This window comes from Acinetobacter courvalinii, assembly GCF_014635545.1.
GTDB classification, from domain to species: domain Bacteria; phylum Pseudomonadota; class Gammaproteobacteria; order Pseudomonadales; family Moraxellaceae; genus Acinetobacter; species Acinetobacter courvalinii.
This window is the reverse complement of sequence record NZ_BMDA01000001.1, coordinates 334,419-359,537: the sequence shown is the minus strand read 5'-3', so window position 1 is coordinate 359,537 and position 25,119 is coordinate 334,419. Positions and strand designations below refer to the sequence as shown.

General features: G+C 41.1%; 22 protein-coding genes, 1 tRNA gene and 3 pseudogenes. 7 read left to right on the top strand and 19 right to left on the bottom strand.

Annotation, left to right across the window (positions count from 1 at the left end; translation table 11 throughout):
• Nucleotides 1-89 precede the first annotated feature (89 nt).
• The 4 genes from IEV39_RS01580 (at nt 90) to IEV39_RS01565 (ending at nt 2,400) form a co-directional block, all read left to right on the top strand.
• Nucleotides 90-257 carry a hypothetical protein gene (locus IEV39_RS01580; protein WP_032866431.1) on the top strand — a complete coding sequence of 56 codons (168 nt, stop codon included), beginning with the start codon at nt 90-92 and terminating at the stop codon, nt 255-257.
• 167 nt (nt 258-424) lie between these two features.
• Nucleotides 425-754 (top strand): ferredoxin FdxA, encoded by a 330-nt coding sequence (gene fdxA / locus IEV39_RS01575; protein ID WP_004652744.1) that lies wholly within the window; start codon nt 425-427, stop codon nt 752-754.
• Between the two features lie 126 nt (nt 755-880).
• Entirely contained in the window at nt 881-1,594 is a 714-nt protein-coding gene (locus tag IEV39_RS01570; protein ID WP_005231517.1) for a D-Ala-D-Ala carboxypeptidase family metallohydrolase, read from the top strand.
• 137 nt (nt 1,595-1,731) lie between these two features.
• The gene (locus IEV39_RS01565) at nt 1,732-2,400 is read left to right on the top strand and encodes an O-methyltransferase (RefSeq protein ID WP_005287721.1); all 669 of its coding nucleotides are present in this window, start codon (nt 1,732-1,734) and stop codon (nt 2,398-2,400) included.
• Nucleotides 2,401-2,519: 119 nt separating this feature from the next.
• On the opposite strand, the gene IEV39_RS01560 is transcribed toward IEV39_RS01565, so the two are convergent.
• The 12 genes from IEV39_RS01560 to IEV39_RS01505 form a co-directional block, all read right to left on the bottom strand.
• Nucleotides 2,520-3,362: a universal stress protein gene (locus tag IEV39_RS01560; protein ID WP_005231519.1), complete on the bottom strand. Its 843-nt coding sequence runs from the start codon at nt 3,360-3,362 to the stop codon at nt 2,520-2,522.
• A 116-nt stretch (nt 3,363-3,478) separates the two neighbouring features.
• Nucleotides 3,479-4,093 (bottom strand): acyltransferase, encoded by a 615-nt coding sequence (locus IEV39_RS01555; RefSeq protein ID WP_005287725.1) that lies wholly within the window; start codon nt 4,091-4,093, stop codon nt 3,479-3,481.
• Complete coding sequence (locus IEV39_RS01550; protein WP_005231521.1) at nt 4,086-4,685, bottom strand: IMPACT family protein; 600 nt, start codon at nt 4,683-4,685, stop codon at nt 4,086-4,088. The genes IEV39_RS01555 and IEV39_RS01550 overlap by 8 nt, the downstream gene beginning before the upstream one ends.
• 94 nt (nt 4,686-4,779) lie before the next feature.
• Entirely contained in the window at nt 4,780-5,970 is a 1,191-nt protein-coding gene (locus tag IEV39_RS01545) for an HlyD family type I secretion periplasmic adaptor subunit (RefSeq protein WP_005231522.1), read from the bottom strand.
• A gap of 24 nt (nt 5,971-5,994) precedes the next feature.
• Nucleotides 5,995-8,118 (bottom strand): type I secretion system permease/ATPase, encoded by a 2,124-nt coding sequence (locus tag IEV39_RS01540; RefSeq protein ID WP_032868162.1) that lies wholly within the window; start codon nt 8,116-8,118, stop codon nt 5,995-5,997.
• Nucleotides 8,118-9,608, bottom strand: coding sequence for a TolC family outer membrane protein (locus tag IEV39_RS01535; protein WP_005231524.1), 1,491 nt, complete (start codon nt 9,606-9,608; stop codon nt 8,118-8,120). The genes IEV39_RS01540 and IEV39_RS01535 overlap by 1 nt, the downstream gene beginning before the upstream one ends.
• Before the next feature lie 346 nt (nt 9,609-9,954).
• On the bottom strand, nt 9,955-10,701 hold the full coding sequence (lptB, locus tag IEV39_RS01530) for an LPS export ABC transporter ATP-binding protein (RefSeq protein ID WP_005287730.1): 747 nt from the start codon (nt 10,699-10,701) through the stop codon (nt 9,955-9,957).
• Nucleotides 10,701-11,249: a lipopolysaccharide transport periplasmic protein LptA gene (gene lptA, locus IEV39_RS01525; RefSeq protein WP_005287732.1), complete on the bottom strand. Its 549-nt coding sequence runs from the start codon at nt 11,247-11,249 to the stop codon at nt 10,701-10,703. The genes lptB and lptA overlap by 1 nt, the downstream gene beginning before the upstream one ends.
• Complete coding sequence (gene lptC, locus IEV39_RS01520) at nt 11,233-11,781, bottom strand: LPS export ABC transporter periplasmic protein LptC (RefSeq protein WP_005231526.1); 549 nt, start codon at nt 11,779-11,781, stop codon at nt 11,233-11,235. Before lptC ends, lptA begins: the two co-directional genes overlap by 17 nt.
• A 39-nt stretch (nt 11,782-11,820) precedes the next feature.
• Nucleotides 11,821-12,360, bottom strand: a complete 540-nt coding sequence (locus tag IEV39_RS01515) for a KdsC family phosphatase (RefSeq protein WP_004773617.1) — start codon at nt 12,358-12,360, stop codon at nt 11,821-11,823.
• A gap of 3 nt (nt 12,361-12,363) precedes the next feature.
• Nucleotides 12,364-13,341 (bottom strand): KpsF/GutQ family sugar-phosphate isomerase, encoded by a 978-nt coding sequence (locus IEV39_RS01510; protein WP_005287734.1) that lies wholly within the window; start codon nt 13,339-13,341, stop codon nt 12,364-12,366.
• Between the two features lie 223 nt (nt 13,342-13,564).
• Nucleotides 13,565-14,227 carry a hypothetical protein gene (locus tag IEV39_RS01505; RefSeq protein ID WP_227554494.1) on the bottom strand — a complete coding sequence of 221 codons (663 nt, stop codon included), beginning with the start codon at nt 14,225-14,227 and terminating at the stop codon, nt 13,565-13,567.
• Between the two features lie 245 nt (nt 14,228-14,472).
• On the opposite strand from IEV39_RS01505, the gene cysS reads away from it, so the two are divergent.
• From cysS to IEV39_RS01490, 3 genes and pseudogenes are all read left to right on the top strand, one after another.
• Nucleotides 14,473-15,894, top strand: a complete 1,422-nt coding sequence (gene cysS / locus IEV39_RS01500) for a cysteine--tRNA ligase (RefSeq protein ID WP_005287739.1) — start codon at nt 14,473-14,475, stop codon at nt 15,892-15,894.
• Nucleotides 15,895-15,956: 62 nt separating this feature from the next.
• A tRNA-Gly gene (locus IEV39_RS01495) sits at nt 15,957-16,032 on the top strand.
• Nucleotides 16,033-16,184: 152 nt separating this feature from the next.
• Nucleotides 16,185-17,199 (top strand): annotated as a pseudogene (locus IEV39_RS01490) (tyrosine-type recombinase/integrase).
• A 111-nt stretch (nt 17,200-17,310) separates the two neighbouring features.
• Here IEV39_RS01490 and IEV39_RS01485 read toward each other — a convergent pair.
• The 7 genes and pseudogenes from IEV39_RS01485 to IEV39_RS01455 all read right to left on the bottom strand — a co-directional run bounded on the left by IEV39_RS01485 (nt 17,311) and on the right by IEV39_RS01455 (nt 25,047).
• Nucleotides 17,311-18,456, bottom strand: coding sequence for a hypothetical protein (locus tag IEV39_RS01485; protein ID WP_005287745.1), 1,146 nt, complete (start codon nt 18,454-18,456; stop codon nt 17,311-17,313).
• Nucleotides 18,457-18,672: 216 nt separating this feature from the next.
• Nucleotides 18,673-19,350, bottom strand: a complete 678-nt coding sequence (locus IEV39_RS01480) for a phytanoyl-CoA dioxygenase family protein (protein WP_050560212.1) — start codon at nt 19,348-19,350, stop codon at nt 18,673-18,675.
• Nucleotides 19,351-19,561: 211 nt separating this feature from the next.
• Nucleotides 19,562-19,886, bottom strand: a pseudogene (locus IEV39_RS01475) (glycosyl hydrolase 108 family protein).
• 584 nt (nt 19,887-20,470) lie between these two features.
• Complete coding sequence (locus tag IEV39_RS01470) at nt 20,471-20,851, bottom strand: hypothetical protein (RefSeq protein WP_005287757.1); 381 nt, start codon at nt 20,849-20,851, stop codon at nt 20,471-20,473.
• 61 nt (nt 20,852-20,912) lie between these two features.
• Nucleotides 20,913-23,376, bottom strand: a pseudogene (locus tag IEV39_RS01465) (phage tail protein).
• Nucleotides 23,376-23,840, bottom strand: a complete 465-nt coding sequence (locus IEV39_RS01460; RefSeq protein ID WP_005287774.1) for a C40 family peptidase — start codon at nt 23,838-23,840, stop codon at nt 23,376-23,378. The pseudogene IEV39_RS01465 and the gene IEV39_RS01460 overlap by 1 nt, the downstream one beginning before the upstream one ends.
• Nucleotides 23,818-25,047, bottom strand: a complete 1,230-nt coding sequence (locus tag IEV39_RS01455) for a hypothetical protein (RefSeq protein ID WP_005287777.1) — start codon at nt 25,045-25,047, stop codon at nt 23,818-23,820. Before IEV39_RS01455 ends, IEV39_RS01460 begins: the two co-directional genes overlap by 23 nt.
• Nucleotides 25,048-25,119 lie beyond the last annotated feature (72 nt).

Genomic DNA, 25,119 nt, shown 5'->3' with positions numbered 1-25,119 from the left:
TACCGTTTAAACAAACAATCCCTCACCCATTGCCTGATCTGATCATGTTATTTCTAGATCAGATCTATCAGTCTATGGAGGAACATGTCATGTCTCGTGGTGATAAAACTGCATATACCGCAAAACAGAAACGACAAGCCAAACATATTGAAGAAAGCGAGCTAGACCAAGGCCGCTCTCAGGAAGAGGCTGAACGGATTGCCTGGGCAACAGTGAATAAGCAAGACGGTGGTGGTCTCAAGAAAAAGCATAAATAAGCGAATTACGGCTGTAGTTGAGACTTATTATCAACAAAAGTCATATAAATAAGTCCATTTCATTGATACGAATAATAAATATCAATAAAAGGAATTGTTTCTATCGGTATTTTTTGCCTAAAATACGCTATTCAAAATGAAAACCATATTTTTAGGTAGCTGCCGCCATGACCTTTGTTGTCACCGAAAATTGTATTAAATGTAAATATCAAGATTGTGTGGAAGTTTGTCCAGTAGACTGCTTCTACGAAGGTCCTAACTTCCTGGTGATCAACCCGGATGAGTGTATTGACTGTGCACTATGTGAACCTGAATGTCCGGCAAATGCGATTTTCTCGGAAGATGAGTTACCAGAAGGCCAAGAAGTCTTTATCGAACTCAATGCCGAATTGTCTGAAAAATGGGCAGGCAATAACATCACTCAAATTGGTGAGCAACCTGCTGACCGCGAAGAGTGGAATGGCAAGCCAGACAAGCTGCAATATTTAGAAAAATAATGAAGAAAGGCCAGTTTTACTGGTCTTTTTTATACTTTAATCACACATTTCTTTGCAATTACCTCATTATTCAGGCGCCATTTTGCATTAAAATAATACGCCTATCGATTATGAACTGCGCTTTTTATGATTCGAAATAAATTACAGGGTCTATTATCATTATTTGTCATCCCTGTGATGATGGTGGGTTGCTCAAGTTCAACCCCGAAAGTCAATCAAAACCAAGGTAAAAGAATTTATATCCCTCAAGAACAAGTCACTTTTACCCGCCCTGTTCCCAATAAAGTCGAACCTGCCTCCTATCGCCAATGGCTCGGTCAAGGCGACAATTATGCACGTGTCCGCGAATATGAACAGTTTTTAGCGCGTAATAATGTTGCGCATATTGTGCCAAGTTTTGAATTGTTACGGACGGCACGCGACTGGCAAAAATGTGGTCGTTCTGAATATATGGTGCCAAACCGTGAGTTATGGGGAAATGCCCTGCCAACCTTACGTGTCTTTAAATATCTGGTCGCAGCAAAAGTCTTAACCGATTTTGAAGTCACCTCGGTTTATCGCGATTTACCATTAAACCAGTGTGCAGGCGGTGCAGGTTCATCCAAACATCTGTTTAACTCGGCTATTGATTTCCGCATCGGGCCTGAATATCCGCAGCCTCAAGACTATGCCTTTATTGAACAGACCAAATTCAAGTTATGCCAGTTCTGGGCACAGCATGGACAAAGTCTGGACATCGGCGTTGGTTTATATAGTTCCGGACAGATTCATATTGATACGCAAGGTTATCGTACCTGGGGCCCTGACCTGACCCGTAATAGCTCGATGTGTAATTTCTAACAAACCTATAACCACTTAAAAAGAGATCACATTGATCTCTTTTTTATTTCATTACACCAGATTAATTAAGCAATCAAATTGCACTCTGGTCATAAACGTTTAAAATGCAGCTAACAGATTCATAGGTAAATTTGATTATGCAACAGATGTGGACCGAGATTGATGACTATATCAATTCACATTTAATTCCCACAGACCCAAGACTTCAACATGCATTAGACAATACCGATACGCAGGGTTTTTCTAATCATTTGGCTGTTGCACCTAATCAAGGCATGTTTTTGCAGATGCTGATCCAGATGAACCAATGCAAACGTGTATTGGAATTAGGCACCTTTGGGGCTTACAGTACCATTTGGCTCGCCAAGGCATTGCCGGAAGATGGTTATTTGCTCACTGTTGAAGGACGCGATACCCATGTTGTTATCGCACAGGAAAATATTGATTTTGCCAATATGCCCACCACCATCGAGCTAAAAAAAGGCCGTGGTGCAGATATCATGAATCAGTTGATTGCTGAAGGCAGCCAACCCTTTGATTTGATTTTTATTGATGCGGACAAGCAAAGTTATCCTGAGTATTTTGATTTAAGTTTAAAACTGGCCCATTCGGGCACCATTATCGTGCTGGATAACGTGATTCGTGCCGGGGATATTCTTGATCCGAATAACAAGAAACCGAGTATTGAAGGGATTCGTGAGGCATTCACGGCATTGAAAGACCATCCTCAGCTTTTATCTTGCACCGCATTACAAACGGTCGGCTCAAAAGGTCATGATGGCTTTGCAATTGCCATCGTAAAATAGAGATTAAAAAACAACCTATTTAATTTAGTTGTGTAATATCAACCAATTATATTTATCTCTTATGCTTTTCCATACAGTTATCCACAGGAATTGCGGATAACTATATGGAAAGAAATGAATCACTTAGCGACAAGTAACGGCACATTGGCATTCCGGAAGATCGTGGTGGTAATACTTCCCAGGAAGAACTGATGAATTTTACTATGGCTAAATGCCCCGAGTACAATCAGCTGAATATCGTGTTCCTTTTGATATTCAAGAATATTTTGCGCAACATCACCATAACGGTACACCGATACCACCTCTAAACCGGCATCGGTTAAGTACTTCTCAGGCTCTGCCAGCATCTCCGGATGATCGCCGACGTAAAGCAGATGACATTGCAATAGTTTTAACAGATCACTTTTTGCAATCCGTTGCAGCATTTTCTGACAGGTTGGCGAATATTCATAGGCAAAGATAAACCGTTTCGGTGGCTGGAAATGCTCGCCTACTGTTATAACGGTACAGTTTGCGCCACGGATAAAGTTTTCAACATTACTTCCAATTGGTTTGTTTTTCTCAGCAGCGCGCTCACCCACCCGACCAATAATCACAATATCGTTTTCATCAAGCAGATTAAAACTTTGTTCAAGAAAATCACCTTTTTCCTGAATCTTGGTACTGGTCAGACCATACTGTTTCTCGATCAGCTCCGAGATATGTTTTAGTAAATTATTACTATAATCCAGGGCCAGCTCACTTTGTTTTTGTTCGAGCTCAGCCAGTTCTTTCAGTAACATGGCATTACTTTCAAAACCAATTACCCCACTGATTTCACCTAAATGATAGCTCGCTGGGTAATAGTCCAGAATTTGCAACAGTACCAATTCTCTTTGTGTCTGTTTAGCTACCCATACGGCCGCTTCAGCCACAGCATCAATGCAGGGTGAAGAATCGATACATGCAATTACACGGTTCATTTTCGCCTCTCTTTAGGTACATACCTTAGGTCTTCTACTTGTTTTTAACTTAACATAGATAAAAGTGAGGAAGGTTAAATTTATGTATCGAATCTCAGATGCTTTTTAATAAACCTTTATTCATTACGATAACGGATTATTTTTGCTGGATTCCCTGCCACAATTGCGTAATCGTCTACATTTTTAGTGACCATACTGTTCATGCCGACTACCGCATGATCTCCGATTTTAATCCCGTCCTTGATGCCCACATGTGCGCCGAGCCAGACATCACGTCCAACTTCAATTCCTTTAGAGCTAACAGGCTGTTGGTAAATCGCACGATCCATTTCCATACCATGGTCAAAGGCATATAAATGACTATAGGCTGCGATTCTAACCTGATCATGTAATCTGATCCCTGCACGTCCCCCATCCAGAATACTGTGATGGTTAATCGCGACTTCATTGCCGATCTCTAACGGGCCATGCAAGGTACAATCCGCTGCGATAAAAGTATTATCTCCAATCGAAATCTTGCGACCGCGTTCAGCAAAAATATGTGCCAATGGAGAAATGAAACAGTTCTTGCCGATTTCCACCGTCTCCATCTCCATGAGATAGGCCTGATATTCAGCTTGCCATGCTTCTGCCCATTCACGATGTTTCGGCTTGAGTGTCCAATACAGCCATGGCATATAATTAAGGCGCTGTTTATGCTGCTCTCGGTATTTTAATAAAGGATCATTCATTGTCTTGCTCCTCAACCAATACCAATTGCTCGCGACCTCTAGTGACATCTTGGAGTTTTAACCTTAATGGCTCAAGCTGATGCACTTGCAGTCGAGCCTGAACCGTAACACCGGTATCGGTATAAGCTTCCTGATACTCAATCTGTTGCTGCATCAATTCATACTGCATAATAGCCCATTCATTAAACAGACATGCAAAACGTATTTCTTTCTTTTCAATCAATTCAATTTTTTCTGCCAACAATAAGCACTGGCCTGCGCAACCGCCGTAGGCACGAACCAAGCCGCCCGTCCCCAGTTTTATACCGCCATACCAACGATTGACCAGTACAATCACATTGGTGAGTTCATTACCTTCAATGGTTGCAAGTATTGGGCGACCTGCTGTACCCGAAGGTTCGCCATCATCATTAAAACGGACATGATGCCCAATTTTCCATGCCCAGCATTGATGTGTGGTTGAAGTATCTTTGTACTGTTCCAGAAAATCTTTAACCTGCTGTTCATTTTCAACAACAGCCGCAATCGCCTGGAAACGACTTTTTTTAATGTCTTCTTCAAAAGTTACCGTACTGGCAATGGTAAATGGCATAAAAAACAAGATAAAAATTGAAAAACAGATTATAGCTGCTTCACTGACAAATAAAAAACCTCGCCTGAAGCGAGGTTTTCTCAATCCGCATCACTTAGCGTTCGCGTAATGCTTCCTTGGCTTTATTAAACGGTTTCAGCAGATAATCCATAATGGTTTTTTGACCGGTACGAATATCCACTGTCGCCACCATCCCCGGGGTAATACTGAAGGCCTTACCCGCCTTGTTATAGAGGCGGTCCGAATCGGTCCGGATATAGACACGATAATAGAACTGATCCTGCTTGACTTCATCACGAATGGTATCTGGAGAAATGATCGTGACTTTGCCATCCAGACCACCGTAGATAGAGTAATCATAGGCCGTAATCTTCACCAAGGCCTCTTGTCCTGGACGAATGAAAGCAATATCTCGCGGTGAAATACGTGCTTCGATCAGCAGTTTATCTTCCAGTGGGACAATCGTCATCAATTTACCATTTTGCGGAATCACCCCGCCTAAAGTCGTGACATCAATTTCTTTGACCACACCCCGTACCGGTGCTTTGAATACCGCACGTTGCAAGCTGTCAGCACGTCCATTCACCACCTGTTGTTGGGTCTGGATGTCAGTATTGGCTTTGGAAAGCTCCTCTCGCGCTTTGACATAATATTCGTTACGGGTGTCATTGATCTTGTTATTCAAGTCATTGGCTTCACGTTTTAAGCGCAAAACCTCAACTTCACTGGCTGCACCTTTGGCCACTAATGGCTCAGTCATGGCAAGCTCTTGTCGTACCAGTTTGGCCGCCTGTTCATAACCTGCGATGGATTGCTCCAGATTCTCACGGCGTGAATAATAAAGTGCGGTTTCCTCTTGAACCAGTTTAGGACTTTTCTTGACTTCCTCAGGAAAGGTCAGTGGCGTACCATTCACTTCGGCACGTAAACGTGCTGCGGTGGCCTGTGCCGAAATCAGTAAAGACTGCGACTCGCCCACATTCGACGCTAACCGTGTCGGATCAAGTTGAGCCAGAATCTGCCCCTTTTCCACCACATCCCCTTCATTTACATCAAGCTTGGTTAGAATGCCCCCTTCAAGTGACTGAATGATCTGCTCTTTTGAAGATGGAATAACTTTACCTGTCCCCGTAGAAACTTCTTCTAAATTAAACAACCATGCCCAGATCAAGAGTACAAGTAAACCAATCCCAATCATCCAAACAACGAGTGTCGAACGAGGTAACTTAGGTTCCTTGTAAGTTACATTCATCGGACGACTACCCGTTTTTTGTTCTTCACTCATAAATTTGCCTCTATGCTCTAAGTATTAAACTATTTTTTGTTTTATTGCTGATTGTTGTAAGACTTGTTCCACTGGCCCATCCATCACGATCTTGCCTTCATTCATGACAATAATCCGGTCCACCAGTTCCAGAACGGCACGACGATGGGTCGCCACCACTAAAGTCCGATAACCGAGCCAGCTTCTTAAATGGTCAATCAGCTGCTTCTCGGCGACATCATCAATGGCTGCCGTTGGCTCATCCAGCAATAGAATGTTCGGTTGACGGATCAATAAACGTGCCAACAATAACGCTTGACGTTGCCCCCCAGAAAAACCGACCCCACCTTCTAACACCAGATGATCCAGCCCTTCTTTCTTCTCATGCACAAAGCTCAATGCGCCAGTTACTTTCAGCGCTTTTAAAATGTCTTCATCACGTGCCAGTGGAGCGCCTAACGTCAGGTTTTCACGGATCGTGCCATAGAATAAATGTGCATTCTGATTGAGTAAGCCCATGTCACGGCGTACATCGGATGGATCAATCAGGCTAATATCCAGATCATCTAAATGCACCGAACCTGCGTTTGGAAATTGCATGGCAGATAAAATCTGGAGCAGTGTTGATTTGCCTGCCCCATTGCGTCCAAGAATGGCAATACGCTCACCCGCCCGAATCTTCAAATGAGGAATAGACAAACTTGGTCGTGGATCATCTTCGGAATACTGGAATACGACTTTCTTCAGCTCATAGTCGCCGTGTAGCACTTCTTTATGCACCAGATGAGCCTGATCTGCCTGATCCACCGGCTTTTTCATTAATTCATCCAGACCTTTTTTCGCTACTTTGGCTTGTTGTAAACGCCCGAGAATCCCGGTGATTTGCGAAATCGGTGCCAGCATACGCGAAGACAAAATCGAACAGGCCACCAGTGCACCCGTCGTCATATCACCTTTCATCACCGCGAAACAGCCCACCAGAATCACCGCAGCATAGGTCAGACCCTGAATCTTTTGTGTCCATGCCGTAAGTACACCCACAATTTTACGTTGCTGCATACTAATATCGGCAGACACTTCATTCATATGGTTCCACTGATTCTGGAAACGCGACTCTGCACGTAATAGCTTGATATCTTCAATACCTTGCACGGCTTCAACCAGAATCGCATTACGAATGGAGGATTCGCGCATCCCTTCTTGTGCCAGTTGCGCCAGTTTCTTTTGTGCCAAGATTGCAGGCAAAATCATTAAAGGCACGACCAGTAGCATGACCCAAAATAAATTTCCGCCAATCAGCGCAAAAATAACCAGGAATAAGAAGAAAAATGGTAAATCTGCAATCGCGCCCATTGTGGTCGAAGTGACCAGCTCACGTACGCCTTCCAGCTCCCGAATCTGGGAAATAAAAGTACCGGTAGATTTAGAGCGCTCACTATTTTTGATACGCAGTGCATGACCAAATACACGGTCAGACACTCGTAAATCGGCCCGTTTTCCAATAATGTCTGAAATGTAAATACGCGAAAGACGCAGTACAAATTCGAAAATCGCGGCGATGAGTACACCCGCTGCCAGTACCCACAGCGTCGGAATAGATTGCGAAGGAACGACCCGATCATAGACCTGCATGGAGAAAATAATGGTCGCCAATGCCAGGATGTTGGCAATCATCGATGCCAGCATGATATCGATATAGCGCTTCCAGTCTTGTAAGGCAATCGACCAGAACCAGCTCGGTTGATAAGGCTTGATATATTCATCAACACGCGCATCAGGAACCGACTGTTCAGGACGCAGTACATAGACATTCTTAATGATGTGTCTTAGCGCGCCGACGGCAAATTTCTGTGACAGGCCCTGATCACCACTGAGCTGAATGCTGACATGTCCGGTACCATCCGCCTTATCAATCACACCAACCTGCCCGTCGGCCAGTTCGACCAGTACCGGTAGGCGCCAAGGGTTAATCACGTCATTGCTAAAGGCAACTTTGCGTAAGTTCAGGCCAATCTGCCGACTGATCAGGATCAGGACCTCATCCAGGTTCTGGTTCTGGTTCCAGTCCAGTTGTAAGCGAATCCGTTCTTCAGATGGTTCAATCCGGTAATGTTTGGCGATGGTTAATATTGCCTGTAACCATGGCTGATAATTTATTTTTGTAGTAATCATGGTTGTACCTCAAACCCTTGTATATTTAAATTATTGAGGTCATAGGCCTGACGAGAACGTCCTGTCGCAGCAATGTATTGTGCAATGCTGCTGTAAATATCATAACGTGCTGTTTCAGCCTCTGAGTTCGCACTATGAATCGCTTGTTCTGCATTGAGCAAATCGACTAGAGTCCGTGTTCCCAATTTATATTGTTCTTGATAAAGTTCTCTTGTACGTATTGTTGTTGCTTGTTGTCCTGCCAAAACCTGCATCTGGCGTTGTTTATTTTCAATCTGTTCACGACTGGTACGGATCTGGTCCAGCACCTTGAGATAAACCGCATTTACTTGCGCTCTTGCTGCCTCTTCAGCATAACTGGCGGCGCGTGTTCTGGAAGAAGTCGCTCCCCCTTGATAGAACTGGCTGCTGGCTTCCAGCATGATGGCGCTATCAAAGCCGCCTTCTTTATCATTTCCCGGGTTACGTCCGTGTAAAGCCTGACTCAGTTCTCCTTTTACCGATAGTGTCGGATAATTACTCACCTGTGTCTGTAATTTTTGATTACGCGCCACTTCAATGCCCGCCTGTGCAGCAATCATTTGTGGAATGGTATTGAACTGTGGTGTTGCGTATAAATCTGATTGTTTTACAAAATCGTCAGGAATGGTCCATTGCACGTTGCGGGTATCAAAACCGAGCAAGGTATAAAGATGCTGCTGGTACTGACTGAGTAAAGATTGCTGGGCAATCATCGCCGACTGTGCAGATTGTAAATAAGACTGGGCCTGGATCGGGTCAGCCTGACTACTGATCCCGGCATTGGCACGCAGATTGGCCATTTCCTGAATTCGCTTAATCCCGGCAATCTGCTGATTGGCAATCCGGATAAGCGTCTGATAACGCTGAATATTGATAATAGTTTGTGCCACATCCAAGGAGATATCGTCAATTTTGACCAGCACATTGGCCTGTCCAACCAACACCTTGGCTTTTTCTACATTGACACCCGATTTAACCTTGCCGAAATCATAAAGCATCTGGGTTGCACTCAAGGTCAGTAATTGCTGCCCCCGTGTACTTTTCTTCCCCAGGTCTCCTGTGCTGACACCACCGCCAATCTGTGGATAGTAGCCTGATTTTGCCACGTCGATATTGGCATTTTGCGATGCCAGTGCCGCGATTCCTTGTGCAATATCCGGATTACGCTGTACCGCTACCTGCACGGCATCTCTCAATACCTTACGCTGATTCTGCCAAAATGCATTTGCGACCGCCGTCTCTTGTGGACGTCCTGATCCAACAACAGGTAAATCATTGCCTAGTGAGGAATCGACCGAGAAGTTGCTCAACTTTTGCATTTGCGCAACTTTAAACTCATCACTACTTTGCGGAACAAACAGCCGGGACAAATTGTTCTTTAAAGTGTGATACTGTTCACTTGGTGTGGTTGCATGTGTCATTGGTACAGATAGCGTTGCTGCATAAAGTAACCACTTAAAACTCATACTTCTTTTCCATGATCCATTATTCACTTTTATATCGTTCTTTAAGTTCATATTTTTTCGTATTGTTATCATTTCAGCATTTTCATTTTAATCATTTTTTTACATAAAACACTATGTTCTAAACACGTTTTCACACATTTATAAGTGTTTATTTTTGTAAAACAGTTCTCATTTTTATAAAATATGCCAAACTAATTAAAAAAATAAAATAAATATTTATCAGCTAATTAGAATAAAATTCTCGCTATTCCCCACTAAATGAGTTGGGATTGAGCAATTTGATTTATATGCAGCCATAAAAAAAGAACCTTTCGGTTCTTTCTTCACATACACAGTTGATTCGAGGCTAAACGACGAAATCATCACCTAAATAGACTTTACGTACCTGTTCATTGTCCAGAATTTCTTGCGGTGTTCCCTCCGCAATGACTGAACCTTCACTAACGATATAGGCTTTTTCACAAATCGCCAGCGTTTCACGCACGTTATGATCGGTAATGAGCACCCCAATACCACGATCTTTCAGCGTCTGGATAATATCTTTAATATCACCGACTGAAATCGGGTCAACCCCGGCAAAAGGTTCATCCAGTAGCATGAACTTCGGATCTGCAGCCAAAGCACGGGCAATTTCAGCACGACGGCGTTCACCACCAGACACACTCATACCCAGTGAGTCTTTAATATGAGTAATTTTAAAATCACTTAACAGTTCGCTCAGACGTTGCTGTCGTTGCTGTTTGTTCAAATCTTTACGCGTTTCTAAAATCGCCATAATATTTTCAGAAATGGTTAATTTCCTGAAAATGGAGGCTTCTTGCGGTAAATAGCCGATACCTTTACGCGCACGTTCATGCATCGCAAGGTCAGACATGTCGAGGTCATCTAAATGAATCTCGCCTTTATCCATCCGAACAAGTCCAACAACCATATAGAAGCTGGTGGTTTTACCTGCACCATTCGGGCCAAGCAGACCCACGATCTGCCCACTTTGCATGGTAAAAGATACATCTTTGACCACCCAACGTTTACTATAGTTTTTCGCTAAATGCTTAATACATAAAGTCTGGGGTTGTTGCACTGCCTGTTCCATTAATCACGTGCCCCTGGGAAGCTTTTAGAGCTTGATGGTGGAATAATGATTTGTACACGGTTACTTGATGAGCCCTGCGCTTCAACATCGCCTTTATTCATACTATATTTCAGGCTATTTCCACGGATACTTGATCCATCCTGATACAGGTAAGCATTACCTGTTAGCGTAATAATCCCGGTATCTGCGTTATATACGATATTTTGCGCTTCACCACGTGCCAGACCTTTGTTGGCATCCATTTGTTGCTGGAACTTAGCAGGTCGTCCCTTTGCCGTAATGGTTTGAATTTCTTTCTTGCTATTCAGGTTGGCCACCAGTGAATCTGCTTGCAGTTTCATCGTGCCCTGCTCAATCACGACATTACCGGTATAGGTGGTTACACCAGACTTATCGTTATAGGTTGCGCGATCCGCAACCAGTGAAAGCTGTTGATTGCGGTCTGACGGCAAGGCGAAGCTCGTGCTTGCAGCTAATGCAACCACAGCCACGCAGCTGGCTTGTTTTAGGAAAGTGAGACGAGATTTAGAATTAAGAGCTTGGCGCATACTTTCCTCGAATTTTATAAAATTCATATTGACCATTATTCATATTAGCCTTGAGACCTTGACTCACAAACTCAGCAGTCGGTGATTGAACCGTGACCTGATGTTGTGTTTCGAGTTCTCTTGTTTTCGGGTAACCCGTGAGCTCATCGGTATGAAACTCCATTTTACCCTGATCGGACAATTTCGTCGCAACGACATTACCAAGCAAGACAACTTTAGTGTTGTCGTCATAGCCATTTGCCTGTTTGGCGTAAAAGGTTGCGTCTGCTTTGCCCTGTTTGTACATCACTGCATTCAGTTGATCAAGCTGAGAGGTTTTAAGTTGCATATTCTGTTGCAACTGTTTCACTTCAGCACGAATATATAAATTACCCTGCTCATCAGTTTGTGTTAAGTGAACACCCTGTGCGGAATAGGTCATATTCTTGGCTGAATCAACATCCAGCTTTTTTGCCTTGCCACTGTAATAATAATAGCCACCGCTCACCGCAGCGACTGCAACAGCAACAACATATAAAACTTTGGTATCCATAAACTGGGTTACCTAACCTTTGAGCAAATCAACACTATATTAATGTGGTACCGCAAGATATTTTTCAAGCAGTTCTTGGTAAACACCTTTTGCCATCAACAACATATCACAGACTTCCCGGACAGCCCCACGACCACCCATCGCCTGGGTCACCAGATTGGCACGACGACGCACTTCTTCATGGCCATTGGGAACAGTGACTTTCATTCCGGCAATTGCAAATGCAGATAAATCCGGCCAGTCATCTCCCATATAGATGCAGTCTTCAGGCAATAAACCGAGTTGGGCGCACGCTTCACGTAAGGCTGTACCCTTATCTTCACGGCCTTGATAAACCAGATCGACACCAAGATCAGACATGCGTTTTTCAACGATATGGCTTTTCCGGCCTGTGATAATAATCACCTTCATACCTGCTTGCTGGACCAGTTTCATGCCCAGACCATCACGAATATCAAATGATTTAATTTCATCACCCGAATTGGTTAAGGTCACAAAGCCATCGCTTAAGATCCCATCCACATCAAGCACAAGTGCCTGTAAATGACGTGCTTGTTCTTGTAAAGCATAAGATGCCATGGCTTAGTTTACTCCCGCCTGAATAAGGTCATGCATACTGATCACACCGATCACTTTTTTGCTGTCATCCACCACCACAAACTGGTTAATTTTTCTCTCATGCATTTTTTCTAATGCTTCCACCGCACGGGCTTCTTGAGAAATGGTAAACGGATTTTTAGTCATCACTTCAGAAACCGCCAGATTGACATCAAAACCCTGTTGCTGGTCAATCATGCGACGTAAGTCACCATCAGTGAAAATACCCAATAAGGTGTCATGCTCATCAACGATCGTGGTTAAACCAAGACGTTTATCCGAGATTTCATAGAGCACCTTGTTCATTGGTGTATCAGGACGTACCTTGGGTAATTCTGAACCTGTATGCATCAAATGCTTCACATGCAACAGCAATCGTTTCCCCAATGCGCCTGCCGGATGCGAACGCGCAAAGTCATCTGCGGTAAAGCCACGTGCTTCCAGTAGCGCAACCGCCAAAGCATCACCGAGCACTAATGTTGCGGTTGTACTTGAGGTTGGCGCCAATCCTAGAGGGCACGCTTCGTCAGCTGCACCCAGTGTTAATGCAACATCTGCATTTTGTGGCATTGGCCCTTTATCATCACGACTAATCGTGATTAATGGCACACCTAAATGCTTGATCAGTGGCATCAACATCATGATTTCATCACTCTTGCCCGAGTTTGAAATCGCAATAAGTACATCGCCACGCACCAGCATGCCCAGATCGCCATGCCCCGCTTCACCTGGATGCATAAAAAATGAAGGTGTACCTGTCGATGCAAATGTAGCTGCCATTTTACGGCCAATATGACCCGATTTCCCCATCCCCGTGATGACCACACGACCTTGGCATTGCAATAATATTTCACATGCACGATCAAAATGTTGATTAATCTGGGTGGCAAGCACTTCAATCGCTTGCTGTTCAATACGCAGGGTTTCGAGTGCGCTTTTCTGGAAATTTATGGCGTGTGACATATGAGTTTGACTCAAAATAATACTCTATCTACCAATCGGCAGATGATTTTAATCAAAAGAATGAAGGCGATTCTAACATAACTGTGAATTCTGCACGTTTCTAAATGTATAAGTTTTCATGAAAAATGGAGAGAAATAACTCAAAACCATGAGTCAACTCAGTGATCACAGATAGTGCCATAAAGCGAAGGAAAATATATTTCAATCGCTTATTTTACCGTGATTACCAACTTACCGGAACATTCCGAATTTCCTTATCTGAATATGCAACTACATTTGCCTGCCCTGAATTTTCAGAAAAAGAAATACTAGAAACATAGTACTGGAAACCAGAGCCAAGTTGTTGCTGAGCCAATTTCTTAGCTTTCTTCTCTGACTCACTACCTTGTAAGAAAATAAACATTCCGATCATAAAGATAAACAGGAAGGTTGCAGACAGATAAGCTGACAAAGGTCTATCCGTTGCATAGCCTGCTTGAGCTAATCGTCTCAATGCATGGGGAGAGGAAAGCTGACGATAAATCCAGATCAAAAAGTAGAGCAAGAACATCATGAACAGGAAAAAGACTACCGCAGACCACGTATTCAATTTTATTTGTAGTTTTAACAGGTCAAAAGGCATCAATAGGCTTGCACCTATAATAATCCCAATAAACATGATAAAGAAGAATACACTCAACCATCGTGCTATACGTGCTGTCTTGACACTGCTCTTTAGAAGAAGAATACCAACAATCACAGCGAATATATTAAAACTGGATGAGTAACCAATTTGATTGATAATGCAATAAATCATCAAAATAATATCAAGAACACCGATGACTAGAAGTACAACACCTACTTTTTTAAAAGGGTTCTCTGTAGAAAACATATCGTTCTTAGCCACTGAAATTTCTAAACATCTTGACTCGTATTAAATTCATTTTCAAATAAATTTGCTTCTCTACAATGCCTTGCTTTCAGCTTGATTCAACGAATGATCCTCTATTGAAATTTATTAGGCTCTAAAACAGAATTTAGTCATTCCAATCCACATCTAGCTAATCATCTTTTTTTCTGCTGATAACTTTATGAAATATGGTGCATACGTTATGATGAATAACGATTTTTGTAGAGTGTTTGAAAACCCTTATGCAACCTTTTGTTCTATATAACTCTGAGCAACGTAAAAAAGTTGAATTTGTCCCACGCAAAGAAGGTCAAATCGATATGTATGTCTGTGGTATGACGGTTTACGATTACTGTCATATCGGGCACGCTCGGGTTATGGTTGCATTTGACTACATCATTCGCTTCTTGCGTAGCCAAGGCTGGAAAGTTCGCTATATTCGCAACATTACCGACATTGATGACAAGATCATTGCCCGTGCCAACGAAAATGGTGAAAGCATTCAACAGCTCACGGCACGTTTTATCGATGCCATGAATGAAGATGCAGCCAACCTGGGCTGTGCGGCACCGGATGAAGCACCCAAAGCAACTGAATATATTGATCAAATGCAAAGCATGATTAACACCTTGGTTGATAAAGGGGCTGCTTACCCTTCCAGCAATGGCGATGTTTATTTTGAAGTAAGCAAATTCGATAAATACGGTCGTCTATCTGGCCGTAAACTGGACGACATGCAAGCGGGTGCATCTGAACGCGTTGATGTCGAAGTGGAAAAGAAACATCCCTTTGACTTTGTGCTGTGGAAACATGCCAAAGAAAATGAACCTGCATGGGCTTCACCTTGGGGTAAGGGCCGTCCAGGCTGGCATATTGAATGTTCTGCAATGTCGACTTGCTGCCTAGGCAATCATTTCGATATTCATGGTGGTGGTTCAGATCTGATGTTCCCGCATCATGAAAATGAAATCGCACAAAGTGAAGCCTCAACTGGCGAACAATATGTCAATTACTGGATGCATGTCGGCTTCATCAATGTCGATGGCGAGAAAATGTCTAAGTCTTTAGGCAACTTCTTTACCATCCGCGATGTGATGGAGAAGTTTCATCCAGAAGTGATTCGCTACTTCATTGTGTCGTCGCATTATCGCAGTCCAGTTAACTTTTCTGATGTGGCATTAAAAGAAGCAAAAACCGCGCTTAGCCGTTTCTATCATTCTTTCAAAGCCTATCAGCAAGTCTATGGTCAAAAAACGATTGAGACTTTAGAACAAAACTTTGTGGAACGCTTTAACAATGCAATGTGCGATGATTTCAATACTGCTGAAGCCATGGCAGTACTATTTGAACTCAATAAAGAACTCAATCGTGCGGTGAAAGAAGAGCAAGTAGAGCAGGCAACGGCTCTTTACTCTACCCTACGTCATTTAACCCATATTCTGGGTCTAGTTCAGCATGATGTAGATGAGTTCCTGAAGTCGGATATTGGTCAGGAAGCCTTAAGCCTCTCTGATGCTGAGATTGAAGACTTCATTCAGCAACGCGTTGACGCGAAAAAAGCCAAAGATTTTGCCAAAGCTGACGGCATCCGCCAGTCTTTACTTGATCAGGGTGTAGTTTTGGAAGATACACGTCAAGGTACGATCTGGCGACGTGCTGATTAATTCAACACTTAGCACTATAGAGAGTTGACACTTGAATGAAACTCTCTATAATGCGTCCTATTGCGGGAATAGCTCAGTTGGTAGAGCATAACCTTGCCAAGGTTGGGGTCGCGAGTTCGAGTCTCGTTTCCCGCTCCAAGATTTTATGTATTAAAATCAATAGGCTGCATAACTTTAATGAGTTATGTAGCCTGTTTTTTTTGTCGATCAGTCAGCTTTATCTAGTCAAAATTCGCATTAAAAAACGCTTTATATTTCCGTTGCGACACCACGAAATTTGGAGTGTTATTATGCAAAAGCCGGTTAAGCGCCGGGACGCGTGGCGCATCACTGTTCGTTACTTAGGAAAACGTTACACAGCTACTCGAGATACTGCGAGCGAGTGTGAACAATGGGCCGCAAAAAAATTATTAGAATTACAATCTCAACAGGCTAACCCTGAGCCTGAAAAAATCCATATCTCCTTCTATGCTCTTTTTGAACAGTACTATCAAGAAGAAGGCAGAAAAATGAAGATTGCCCGCTTAATTGTTCAAATGCTTAAATGTCTAAAGAAAAACTGGGGGGAAATTAGCAGATTAATCAATTCACGACCTGACACCAGCGTTAGTTAAACAATGGCATGATAAAAGACTAAAACAAGTTAAAGGTGCAACAGTCATTCGAGAAATGGCAATGTATAGTTCAGTTTTTGACTTTGCCCAGAAAGAGTTATTTTTAACTAAAGAAAACCCATTTAAAGAAATATCAAAACCTACTGCTCCTGCTCCACGTAATCAAAGGATTTATAAGAACCATATAGATGCTGTTTTAGCTGGGCTCGATTATGAATGGGGAAAAGTATCTTTTCAGCCAAGACACCGAGTTGCCTGGTCATTTCTATTTGCGCTTGAAACTGCAATGTGTAAAGGTGAAATACTTAGTGTAGAGAAGCGATTAATATTTCCCAATTTCATTCACCTATTAGATACTAAGAATGGTACTTCTCGTGATGTGCCTTTAACCGCTAAGGCAAAAGAGCTACTTTCTTGGCTACCAGACGATCCTGATGATAACCGTATGGTTTCTCTTACATCTAATGCCTTTCGATTAATATCGCAACGTAACTTACGTCGAGTTGGCTTAGACGGTGTTATTAAGTTTCATGATACACGTCATGAAGCTATTACACATTTTGTTCATAACTACCGTTTACCAGTAGAGATCCTAGCGAAGATTACTGGCCATAAAACGATTAGTGTTTTGGTGAATACTTATTACAATCCTACTGCATCTGAAATTGCCAAGATGTTAGCTGCGGCATAATAAAAAGCCCCTTAATCAGGGCTTACGGACGCGGGTCAAATACCATGACTATATAATAAGTGGCAGCAGTCTAAAATGCATAGGATAAACGTCTACACTTTCATGATGATTCTAATCAAAGCCACAGAGATATTCATCAGGAAATTTAATTACACTATGATCAATTTCACGAATAGAACCTTCAAGCAAAGTAACATTTACACCATTTATTTTCCCTTCTTTTGAAATACTTACGTCAAGTTTATATACCATGCCATGTATTATGGGTACAAAGCTTTCAATATATGTTGATAGCTTATAGCCATTATCCAAAATTTTTAATGCGCTATCGTAGTATCCACCTGCCATATATATTGATTCTTGCACCTCCTCATTCGGTACTAAGTGCATTTCATTTCCAATATATTGAATATTCTCTCCTTGTTTTTCTAAAACACATGTCTTTTTTCGATCATTTGTAATCAACTCATTAACTGTAAAATCACCAAGTACATCATTAGAACAATTTGTATAGATATCAGGGGTTAGTCCTGGTTTACATGCTTCTAAATTTGGAAAGATTACGGGGATATTAACAGAAAATTTATTTGGTATAAAAAAATTATATTTATAGATGTGTTCCAAGTAATAACCATATTCACCAAAGATAAGATCTATTGCTATTCTTAGTCCTTTAATATTATCAAGTATCTTGCCTTCAAGATCGATAACATCGGTAAAAAATTGAGACAATGGATCAATATCATACCCCCCTTCAATAAGATTTTTTACCAGAAGATTATTGTTATTATTCAATTTTTTCTGAAGTATCGAATAATTAATTTGATTTCCGTGCATATTGTACAGATCACTAGGAAGATATGCATATCCTGGTCTGTAAGCAATCGCCAAGTCTGTAAAAGGAGTTATATTAATATGATCAGTTGAGTTAAATATAACGCTATAATGTGTCATATTAGCATGATCATTCTTTGCTACTTTCAAGCGACAAGGTAATTGATCTGATTTAACCTGTCCTTCCCAATTTCCTTTCACGTCTGTTTTAACAATACTTTTAAATCCAGAATCATCCTTACATCGGGCTGTCACAGTTGCATCTGATAAAATATCTCGTGAAATTGCTGTACCCTTAATAGTTACATAAGTTATTGGGGATGGTTCCTTTTTTGGTGGTGTGCTATCTGAGTCATCTCCTCCACATGCAGATAAACCTAAAATTGTTATTAATCCTATTATTTTCAAAGAAAAATTAGACATTTTAATTTCTTCCTTTTATAACTTAAATTCTGTTTAAACCAATTATTTTATAATTTGGAGGATTTATTTTATAGTATAGTTGATAAGTACACAAAGAAGCAAAAATCCTGCTGAATAACTTGAAAGGCGACGTGCCCCTCTTTCTTTTTAAAACCTAAGACTTATATATCATTTAGGTTAATTAGGGCATTAAACCACTTTGTTTTAAAATTTTATCTATACCTTTGCTATCATAAAAAGTATATAACGTATTCCATTCTGTAGAGGTTTTCCCCTATGAATACATTTTTTATCACAAATTAATAGAGTTCCAGCTTTAGCATGCACTTCCTTCATACCATTTGGAGTTTCAACATTTGGGAATCGGTGTTCTCCAAGTGGAAATAACTTACGGCTCCACCAAATATCAGTATGTGTACCCGGTAAATATTGGAAAGCTCCATTAAATCCATTGACATCATTCAAATACCAAATAAATTTTATTTGATGTGAAAAGGGTGAATCTCGATGTAATCCACCACCTGAGCCTAAATTGTTCTCTTTAGAAATAATACGATTTGCCATTAGACACCAGGACTGTGTGTCACGACCAGTATACGCATCCGATGCACGTATCCATCGGTCGACCTCAAAGTGAGGTAATAATTCTTTTATTTCTTTCTCAAAACACCATAGACGCGTATTAGACTCAAGAGCATCACTCCACCGATATGAATAATTTGCATTCTTTTCAATAAGTTCAAAACGTTTAATAATTTCATCACAAACTGAAAGTGGTAGATAGTTACCAAGAATCTTTACTGTATCATGGTGTAAACTTTTTAACTCGCCTTTACTTGCGAATAATGACATCCATATTTTAATAAAAGTTATTTTTATATAATTAGTGAACACGTATATATACCAATTCTCCAAAAATATTTTTATAATAAATTAAAACACGGATAAATCCTAGAGTTTAAAAAAGAAAGGTCGATGGCTGCATATCCTAAGCCTCCTCAACAAACTCATTAACATAATTCATTATTATTTCTAAAATTTATTAAAAGAGTATTATGATTAATTTTATTTCCAGCTAGTCCATATCAGTTGTCATACAGAAGTTCTATTGGAATAGCCAACCATAGAAAAATTGTTCCTGACTAGGGTTGCGCTCAAAAATTTCAATGTAGCGTTGGCCTTGCATGATATTTAGCTACTGCCCAACTAATTGCATTAACTTGATCAAATCGCGGAGCTGTCCAATATTGTTTTTTATAAATGGCTTTAGCAAAATCAAGTGGTAAATCTCGATTATTACCTTTGAACCCATTTGCTCGAGCAACTGCTTCAGTAATGCCATATTTAGTTGCCCCTACTCGATCTGCTGGGTTATTTACATAACCACCTTCACGCTTAATGAGTTCTTCAAGATATTGTTCAATATTCATTTCACTTTCCTATAGATATAAAAAAGCTACCCGTAGGTGGCACAGATTTTCAGTTTGGTTCATGCTTTTATAGAAGCAATTATTACATCCAACTTCCACATTAAGATTGGTATGGAAAACAAAAGAATAAACGCAACTATTGTTTACCATAAGCCGTGCTTTTCAATAGACACTTTCATAAGCTCCACTATTGGTTTAAAATTCTCCATATAGATATATCTTCTCCTTAATCTAACTCAGGCTAAGTTGATAAAAAACCTCAGTGCGCCAACACTGGTTTTTTGCTTTTTTGGAATAAAGTACATTTCTTACTTCCCATAGAATTAATAGACGAACTTTACTCCCATCCGTTTTTTAATATCAGGCTAAAGGACTTCCTATGACTTTGTTAAAAAATTGTTTCTGTTAGTTGACGCACGCTTCATACACGTTTTCCTACCCGTAAAAAAAGAATTACCACCCGAAGGTGGTCGTTTCATAATATTAGTTGCCAATAAGTTTTCGTAGTAGTCAGGGCTTGCAGGGACAACAGGTAGTTTCTCTCTTATACGTGTACTTCCAAACAAAACCGCCCGAAGGCGGCATTAAATGTTTTCAATGTCTCTTCTAGCTTTCTTAACTTCTTTGATTACTTCGACTATCGTCTTACCTTCTTGTTTATCAATAAAGTTAATAATCCATCGGACCAAAGCCCAGCCGGAAATCCCACAAATAAAGAAGAACCCACCAAATGCAATCATTCCCCAAATATCCGTAATCCATTCATAAAGCCCCCACTTCACAATAATGAATGAACCGCCCGCCAAACTTGATATAACCGTACAGATCAAGCCCACTGCCCACTCTTGAGGTGACCGTGGCATACGTGTCATCAATACAACTAACGTAACACCTAAAGTCACCATAATTGCCGCCCCATAAAATTTTAATAGTGCTGTTAAACCGCTTGTAGAAACTGGTTCCATGCCTTTTACTCCAGAAGTAGGCAAAAAAAGCACCCGTTTGGGTGCTATGAATTAATTTAAATTAAGCTTCAGAAGTACTTTGAGTAATCTGATTTATATATAGTTCCAGACTGTGTTTTCCCATAGATCACGTACAGCGACACGAATGTAATATGGGGTTGTTGGCTGTAGGTCTCCAAAAGTAGTTGTTAAATCTTTGCTGGTCCAAGTTGGCGGCATTTGTGTAGGATCAAAATTAGAAGTCATGCTGAGCCATACAGCATAGTTTTTCAGGTCTGGCACTTCGCTCGGTACCCAATTCACTGTAATTGAATCAACCGTAGCAGCTGTATAAACATTTAGGAGCACTGGCGGTACGGGATTGCTAATACTTAATTCAGCATAGGTGCTGATCTGGTAGCCGTCCTTACTGGCTACACAAATTGTATAAGCTCGGCCTATTCCATCAGTCTTAGCCTCTTCTATCGAATAACTGTAATCCCTATTTGTTGTATCAACTTCACGAATCATTGCATCATTCGACCAGACTTGCATACGATAACCGTCTGCACCTGCTGAGCTTTGCCATTGAACTTTAAATGTAGTTCCAACAAACAGCGATTAGTGATAAGCCCTTCACACCCGCAGGACGTCCGCCAGATAGTGTATAGCTGTATGCTGTTACCTCATCTAATGTCTGTTCTTTGCGCTTCGAACCGTTAAAGCTAGTGAACTTTAAGAAGATCTGTTTACCCACAAGATTTCATTGTATAGATATTCAAAAATTGCCCGATCAAGACTCACAAAAGGCTCACCAGCGTTATGAATCTGAGCATCATCAAAACGCCCATGTAGCACATCACTTAAGGTATAAAGACCAGATCCGTTTAAAGTGGCCACTTGATAATTAAAATACTCATCACCTACTTTACAAAGCATTTGATCGGCTTGAGCATCTTGTAAGGTTCCACTGAGAATACGATTTGCTGTATTTAGCTCAACCTGTAAAGCCGTATCATCCGTATCGATGGCCGTATCGTGCAGAGCCATAAATTATGCCAATCATTTCATAAGTCGTATTATCAAGGCTGGTCCACACATTACAATTCCCCCAATTAATGCCACCTGATACAGCTACCCATACTTGATTCTTTCCATCCGTTAAATCTAACGGAGGCTCAAAGATAGCTGGAGTATTAATATTTCCCGGTTCTTTGTTACCACCTTGATAACCATTAGATGCCTGTGAATCATATTCAATGGCAGATCTTAAACCTATGGCCAGTTCTTCAGCCGTGATGGTTAATTCACCGAACTCGTCTTCTTCAATACGTGTGATACGGACAGGGCATTGATTTAAGCCCAATGCTACGTCTGTAATGGTAACAATATCCATTGGCTCTAAACGGCAATACTTCCAACCTAAGGTAAACTCATATTCATTACGCACATAAAGCAATCGTTGTAAACAAAACTATGCAGCATGACTCGCTATTTTAGGCTCACAGAAGTAATGACTTTCTACGGGATCCTGAGTACTTAGCCCAAACATTTCAATTTTTGCTTGGTCCTTGGCCTCAGTCGTTTCTGTGTTGTACTGGTTGTAGCGATTGATGTATTCAATCTGCACATGATTATAAGCATCAGTATCACGGCTACGGCGAACTCGTACTGGTTCATCATCACTAATAAAATCATCATCAGTTAAATGATAAACCGGTGTGAGATCTGGTGTAAAAGTAGCGCCGTTTCCAGTAATTGCTGAATCGCCATAAGAACGGATATTTAAACCGTCTGGACTTGGTACCACAGCACAATTTATACAGCCTCAACAATCTCATTAATTGTTTCATAAGCAGCTCGCTATTCGGTGAATGCAGGACTAATTAAGAGATTGGCTGCACGACAATAAGTACGGAACTCTTCTAAATCAGCCCTATTTAAATTAGGTGCTGCCCCCATGGCGTGGATGTGTAATAAAGTCCTCAATCACATCTGCCGGATTAGCATCATCAATACTGTCTGATAGCGTAATAGCGCTAATTACTTCAAAGTTATGATTTGAAAGACTGGCACTATTTCCCATCTCATAATTAGCACATGCTACATATCCCAAATATGGGTAGTTAATTGCCTGATCAAGATGCTTTGTAACTACTCCCCAAGGCGGGTTATTATTACCATCAAATAATTCAAACTTTAGCAGGTCGATTGGATCTAGCGTAATAGAACCTTTCTGCTTTGGTATGTACTGTTCTTTATCAAGCCAATCTTTTTAATTTGGTTTTCGCATAACCCCAGCATGAGTGAAATACTATAACTAAATATAGTATCGCTGGTTTTACTGCTTCCCCCTTACCGTCTGGTTTCTCAACCGTAGTATGAGGTTTTGCTCAAAAATCACCGTACCAAAACATGTTTGCAGCTACACGGGTTTTACCATAAACCAAAGGCTGACAAAGCCCGTATGCTGATTGCTGGATCCGCATAGAGTTAATACGGGGATCCGTTGTACTAATCGTAGTACCACCAAATAATCCACCCATTATTTTTTCAGCCTCTTCATACGAAAAAACCCGACAATTCGCCGGGCTAAACGCCCTTTGGTTCCATCCTGAATAATGACTCCTTGATGGATATAGCTGTGAATGATCTGCGGCCACTCAATAACAATTGCACCATGACTAATGCACTTGCCAAAATGATATAAAACGATGTCGCCCGGTTGTGGTGGCCCTTCAATCGGATCACATACACCCAAAATGAGCTTTAAATAAAGTTGCCCCATCTGATGCATGTGCCAGTCTGGTGGGTATGGTCGCGGATCCAAATGATCCATAAGCCCTACTTTTTCATAGACCTCACAAATCAAAGTACTGTAATCTACCCCAACACCTTTTACACGGCCTTGGTGGTGGTGAGGTGTACCTAACCAAGTTAGGGCTTCATTTACCGCCGCTGTACCTGTAAGATTATCGCCTAAATTTCTATCGGTTACTCCATACCCCATTTTGCTGAACACTCCAGACAGAATTACTTACTGCTACCAATTTAACTTTTGACTGAATTGAGGCTGATTGCAAAGCCTGACCTGATGCTAATCCAGCAAGAGAATCGAAACCATTTGGTTTAATCGATATTGAATTTTTAGAATCTACAGATATTTCATAATTAATGCCGGGCTCCGCTTTAGGCAAAGTAATTAAAATGGCTCCAGAAGCATTAACATTCGAAACAAAGGACCCTGATTTATCTTTTGTCAAAGCTATACTCGATTTGGGAGCAATAATATTCAACCTACTGCCAGTTATCGCGCCATTAGAGTTTGTAGTAATTTTTCCATCATTTTTCAACGTATCGATCTTGGTGCCATCTTTCAAAATATCGGTTCTATACGAAATATCATTGCCATATTTATAAATCTGGGTAAATCCTCCTGTGTCTGTATCTGGTCTTGAATATTGAGTTGAAAAGGCGTCATTCTCTTTCACACTTGGAGGTTTTCCAAAAGTATAACTTGTCGTTGTATTTTTACTAATTGGAGCATTAAAAGCATATTTACCCCATGCTGGGCCATCTTGATGCCCGATTACTAGGCTTCTAGTCCCATAAACTTTTGAGCCATATTGAACAATTGAAAAGTCGCGTATATCACTACCAGGATTAGAAACAAGTTGCCATTTAGCTTCACCGTGATCCCTAAAAATTACTGAAGATCTTCTCCCATTAATACCATCTGACCAAGTGTCAATAAAGAAAGCAGGATGATAATTCCCTGCAATACCAAATGTATTACCAGAGGTTTTCTCGGTTTCAGAATTTGTTTTATACCAAATATATCTCGAGTTTTGCCATACTTTCCTTGGCTTATCTCTACCGGAATCATCGATAATCGTCTGATAATCCTTCATTTTACTGTAGACCCCTCTATAATCCCAATCTACCCCCGAAGGGATATAAAGGGTAGAGTTCGGACCAATTTCTTTTATAATCTCATCAATTTTATTAGTCCAATCTGTTTTCTTATCAGGTTTTACTCCAAAAGATCGAACATCAAAATAATTACCCAAATCTGTACGTGCTACAGCATTGAGCTGATAATTTCCTTCCCGTGTTGAAAGTGCTTTATCTTTTACTGATTCCGAGGGATTAGAATCCTGTGCACAGCCAACCACAGGCACTAGTAGGAAAGCGCAAATCCAATACTTATTCTTCATTCTAAACCTATCATAGAACATGATGTAAATAGCGTCATATTAATATTCCCCAGACATCAAAGTATTTATACT

Bases quoted from the DNA above. Each gene is read 5' to 3' on its own strand.
- IEV39_RS01580 (WP_032866431.1), top strand. From the start codon at position 90: ATGTCTCGTGGTGATAAAACTGCATATACCGCAAAACAGAAACGACAA.
- fdxA (WP_004652744.1), top strand. From the start codon at position 425: ATGACCTTTGTTGTCACCGAAAATTGTATTAAATGTAAATATCAAGAT.
- IEV39_RS01570 (WP_005231517.1), top strand. From the start codon at position 881: ATGATTCGAAATAAATTACAGGGTCTATTATCATTATTTGTCATCCCT.
- IEV39_RS01565 (WP_005287721.1), top strand. From the start codon at position 1,732: ATGCAACAGATGTGGACCGAGATTGATGACTATATCAATTCACATTTA.
- IEV39_RS01560 (WP_005231519.1), bottom strand. From the start codon at position 3,362: ATGAACCGTGTAATTGCATGTATCGATTCTTCACCCTGCATTGATGCT.
- IEV39_RS01555 (WP_005287725.1), bottom strand. From the start codon at position 4,093: ATGAATGATCCTTTATTAAAATACCGAGAGCAGCATAAACAGCGCCTT.
- IEV39_RS01550 (WP_005231521.1), bottom strand. From the start codon at position 4,685: ATGCCATTTACCATTGCCAGTACGGTAACTTTTGAAGAAGACATTAAA.
- IEV39_RS01545 (WP_005231522.1), bottom strand. From the start codon at position 5,970: ATGAGTGAAGAACAAAAAACGGGTAGTCGTCCGATGAATGTAACTTAC.
- IEV39_RS01535 (WP_005231524.1), bottom strand. From the start codon at position 9,608: ATGAGTTTTAAGTGGTTACTTTATGCAGCAACGCTATCTGTACCAATG.
- lptB (WP_005287730.1), bottom strand. From the start codon at position 10,701: ATGGAACAGGCAGTGCAACAACCCCAGACTTTATGTATTAAGCATTTA.
- lptA (WP_005287732.1), bottom strand. From the start codon at position 11,249: ATGCGCCAAGCTCTTAATTCTAAATCTCGTCTCACTTTCCTAAAACAA.
- lptC (WP_005231526.1), bottom strand. From the start codon at position 11,781: ATGGATACCAAAGTTTTATATGTTGTTGCTGTTGCAGTCGCTGCGGTG.
- IEV39_RS01515 (WP_004773617.1), bottom strand. From the start codon at position 12,360: ATGGCATCTTATGCTTTACAAGAACAAGCACGTCATTTACAGGCACTT.
- IEV39_RS01510 (WP_005287734.1), bottom strand. From the start codon at position 13,341: ATGTCACACGCCATAAATTTCCAGAAAAGCGCACTCGAAACCCTGCGT.
- cysS (WP_005287739.1), top strand. From the start codon at position 14,473: ATGCAACCTTTTGTTCTATATAACTCTGAGCAACGTAAAAAAGTTGAA.
- IEV39_RS01485 (WP_005287745.1), bottom strand. From the start codon at position 18,456: ATGTCTAATTTTTCTTTGAAAATAATAGGATTAATAACAATTTTAGGT.
- IEV39_RS01470 (WP_005287757.1), bottom strand. From the start codon at position 20,851: ATGGAACCAGTTTCTACAAGCGGTTTAACAGCACTATTAAAATTTTAT.
- IEV39_RS01460 (WP_005287774.1), bottom strand. From the start codon at position 23,840: ATGGGGTATGGAGTAACCGATAGAAATTTAGGCGATAATCTTACAGGT.
- IEV39_RS01455 (WP_005287777.1), bottom strand. From the start codon at position 25,047: ATGAAGAATAAGTATTGGATTTGCGCTTTCCTACTAGTGCCTGTGGTT.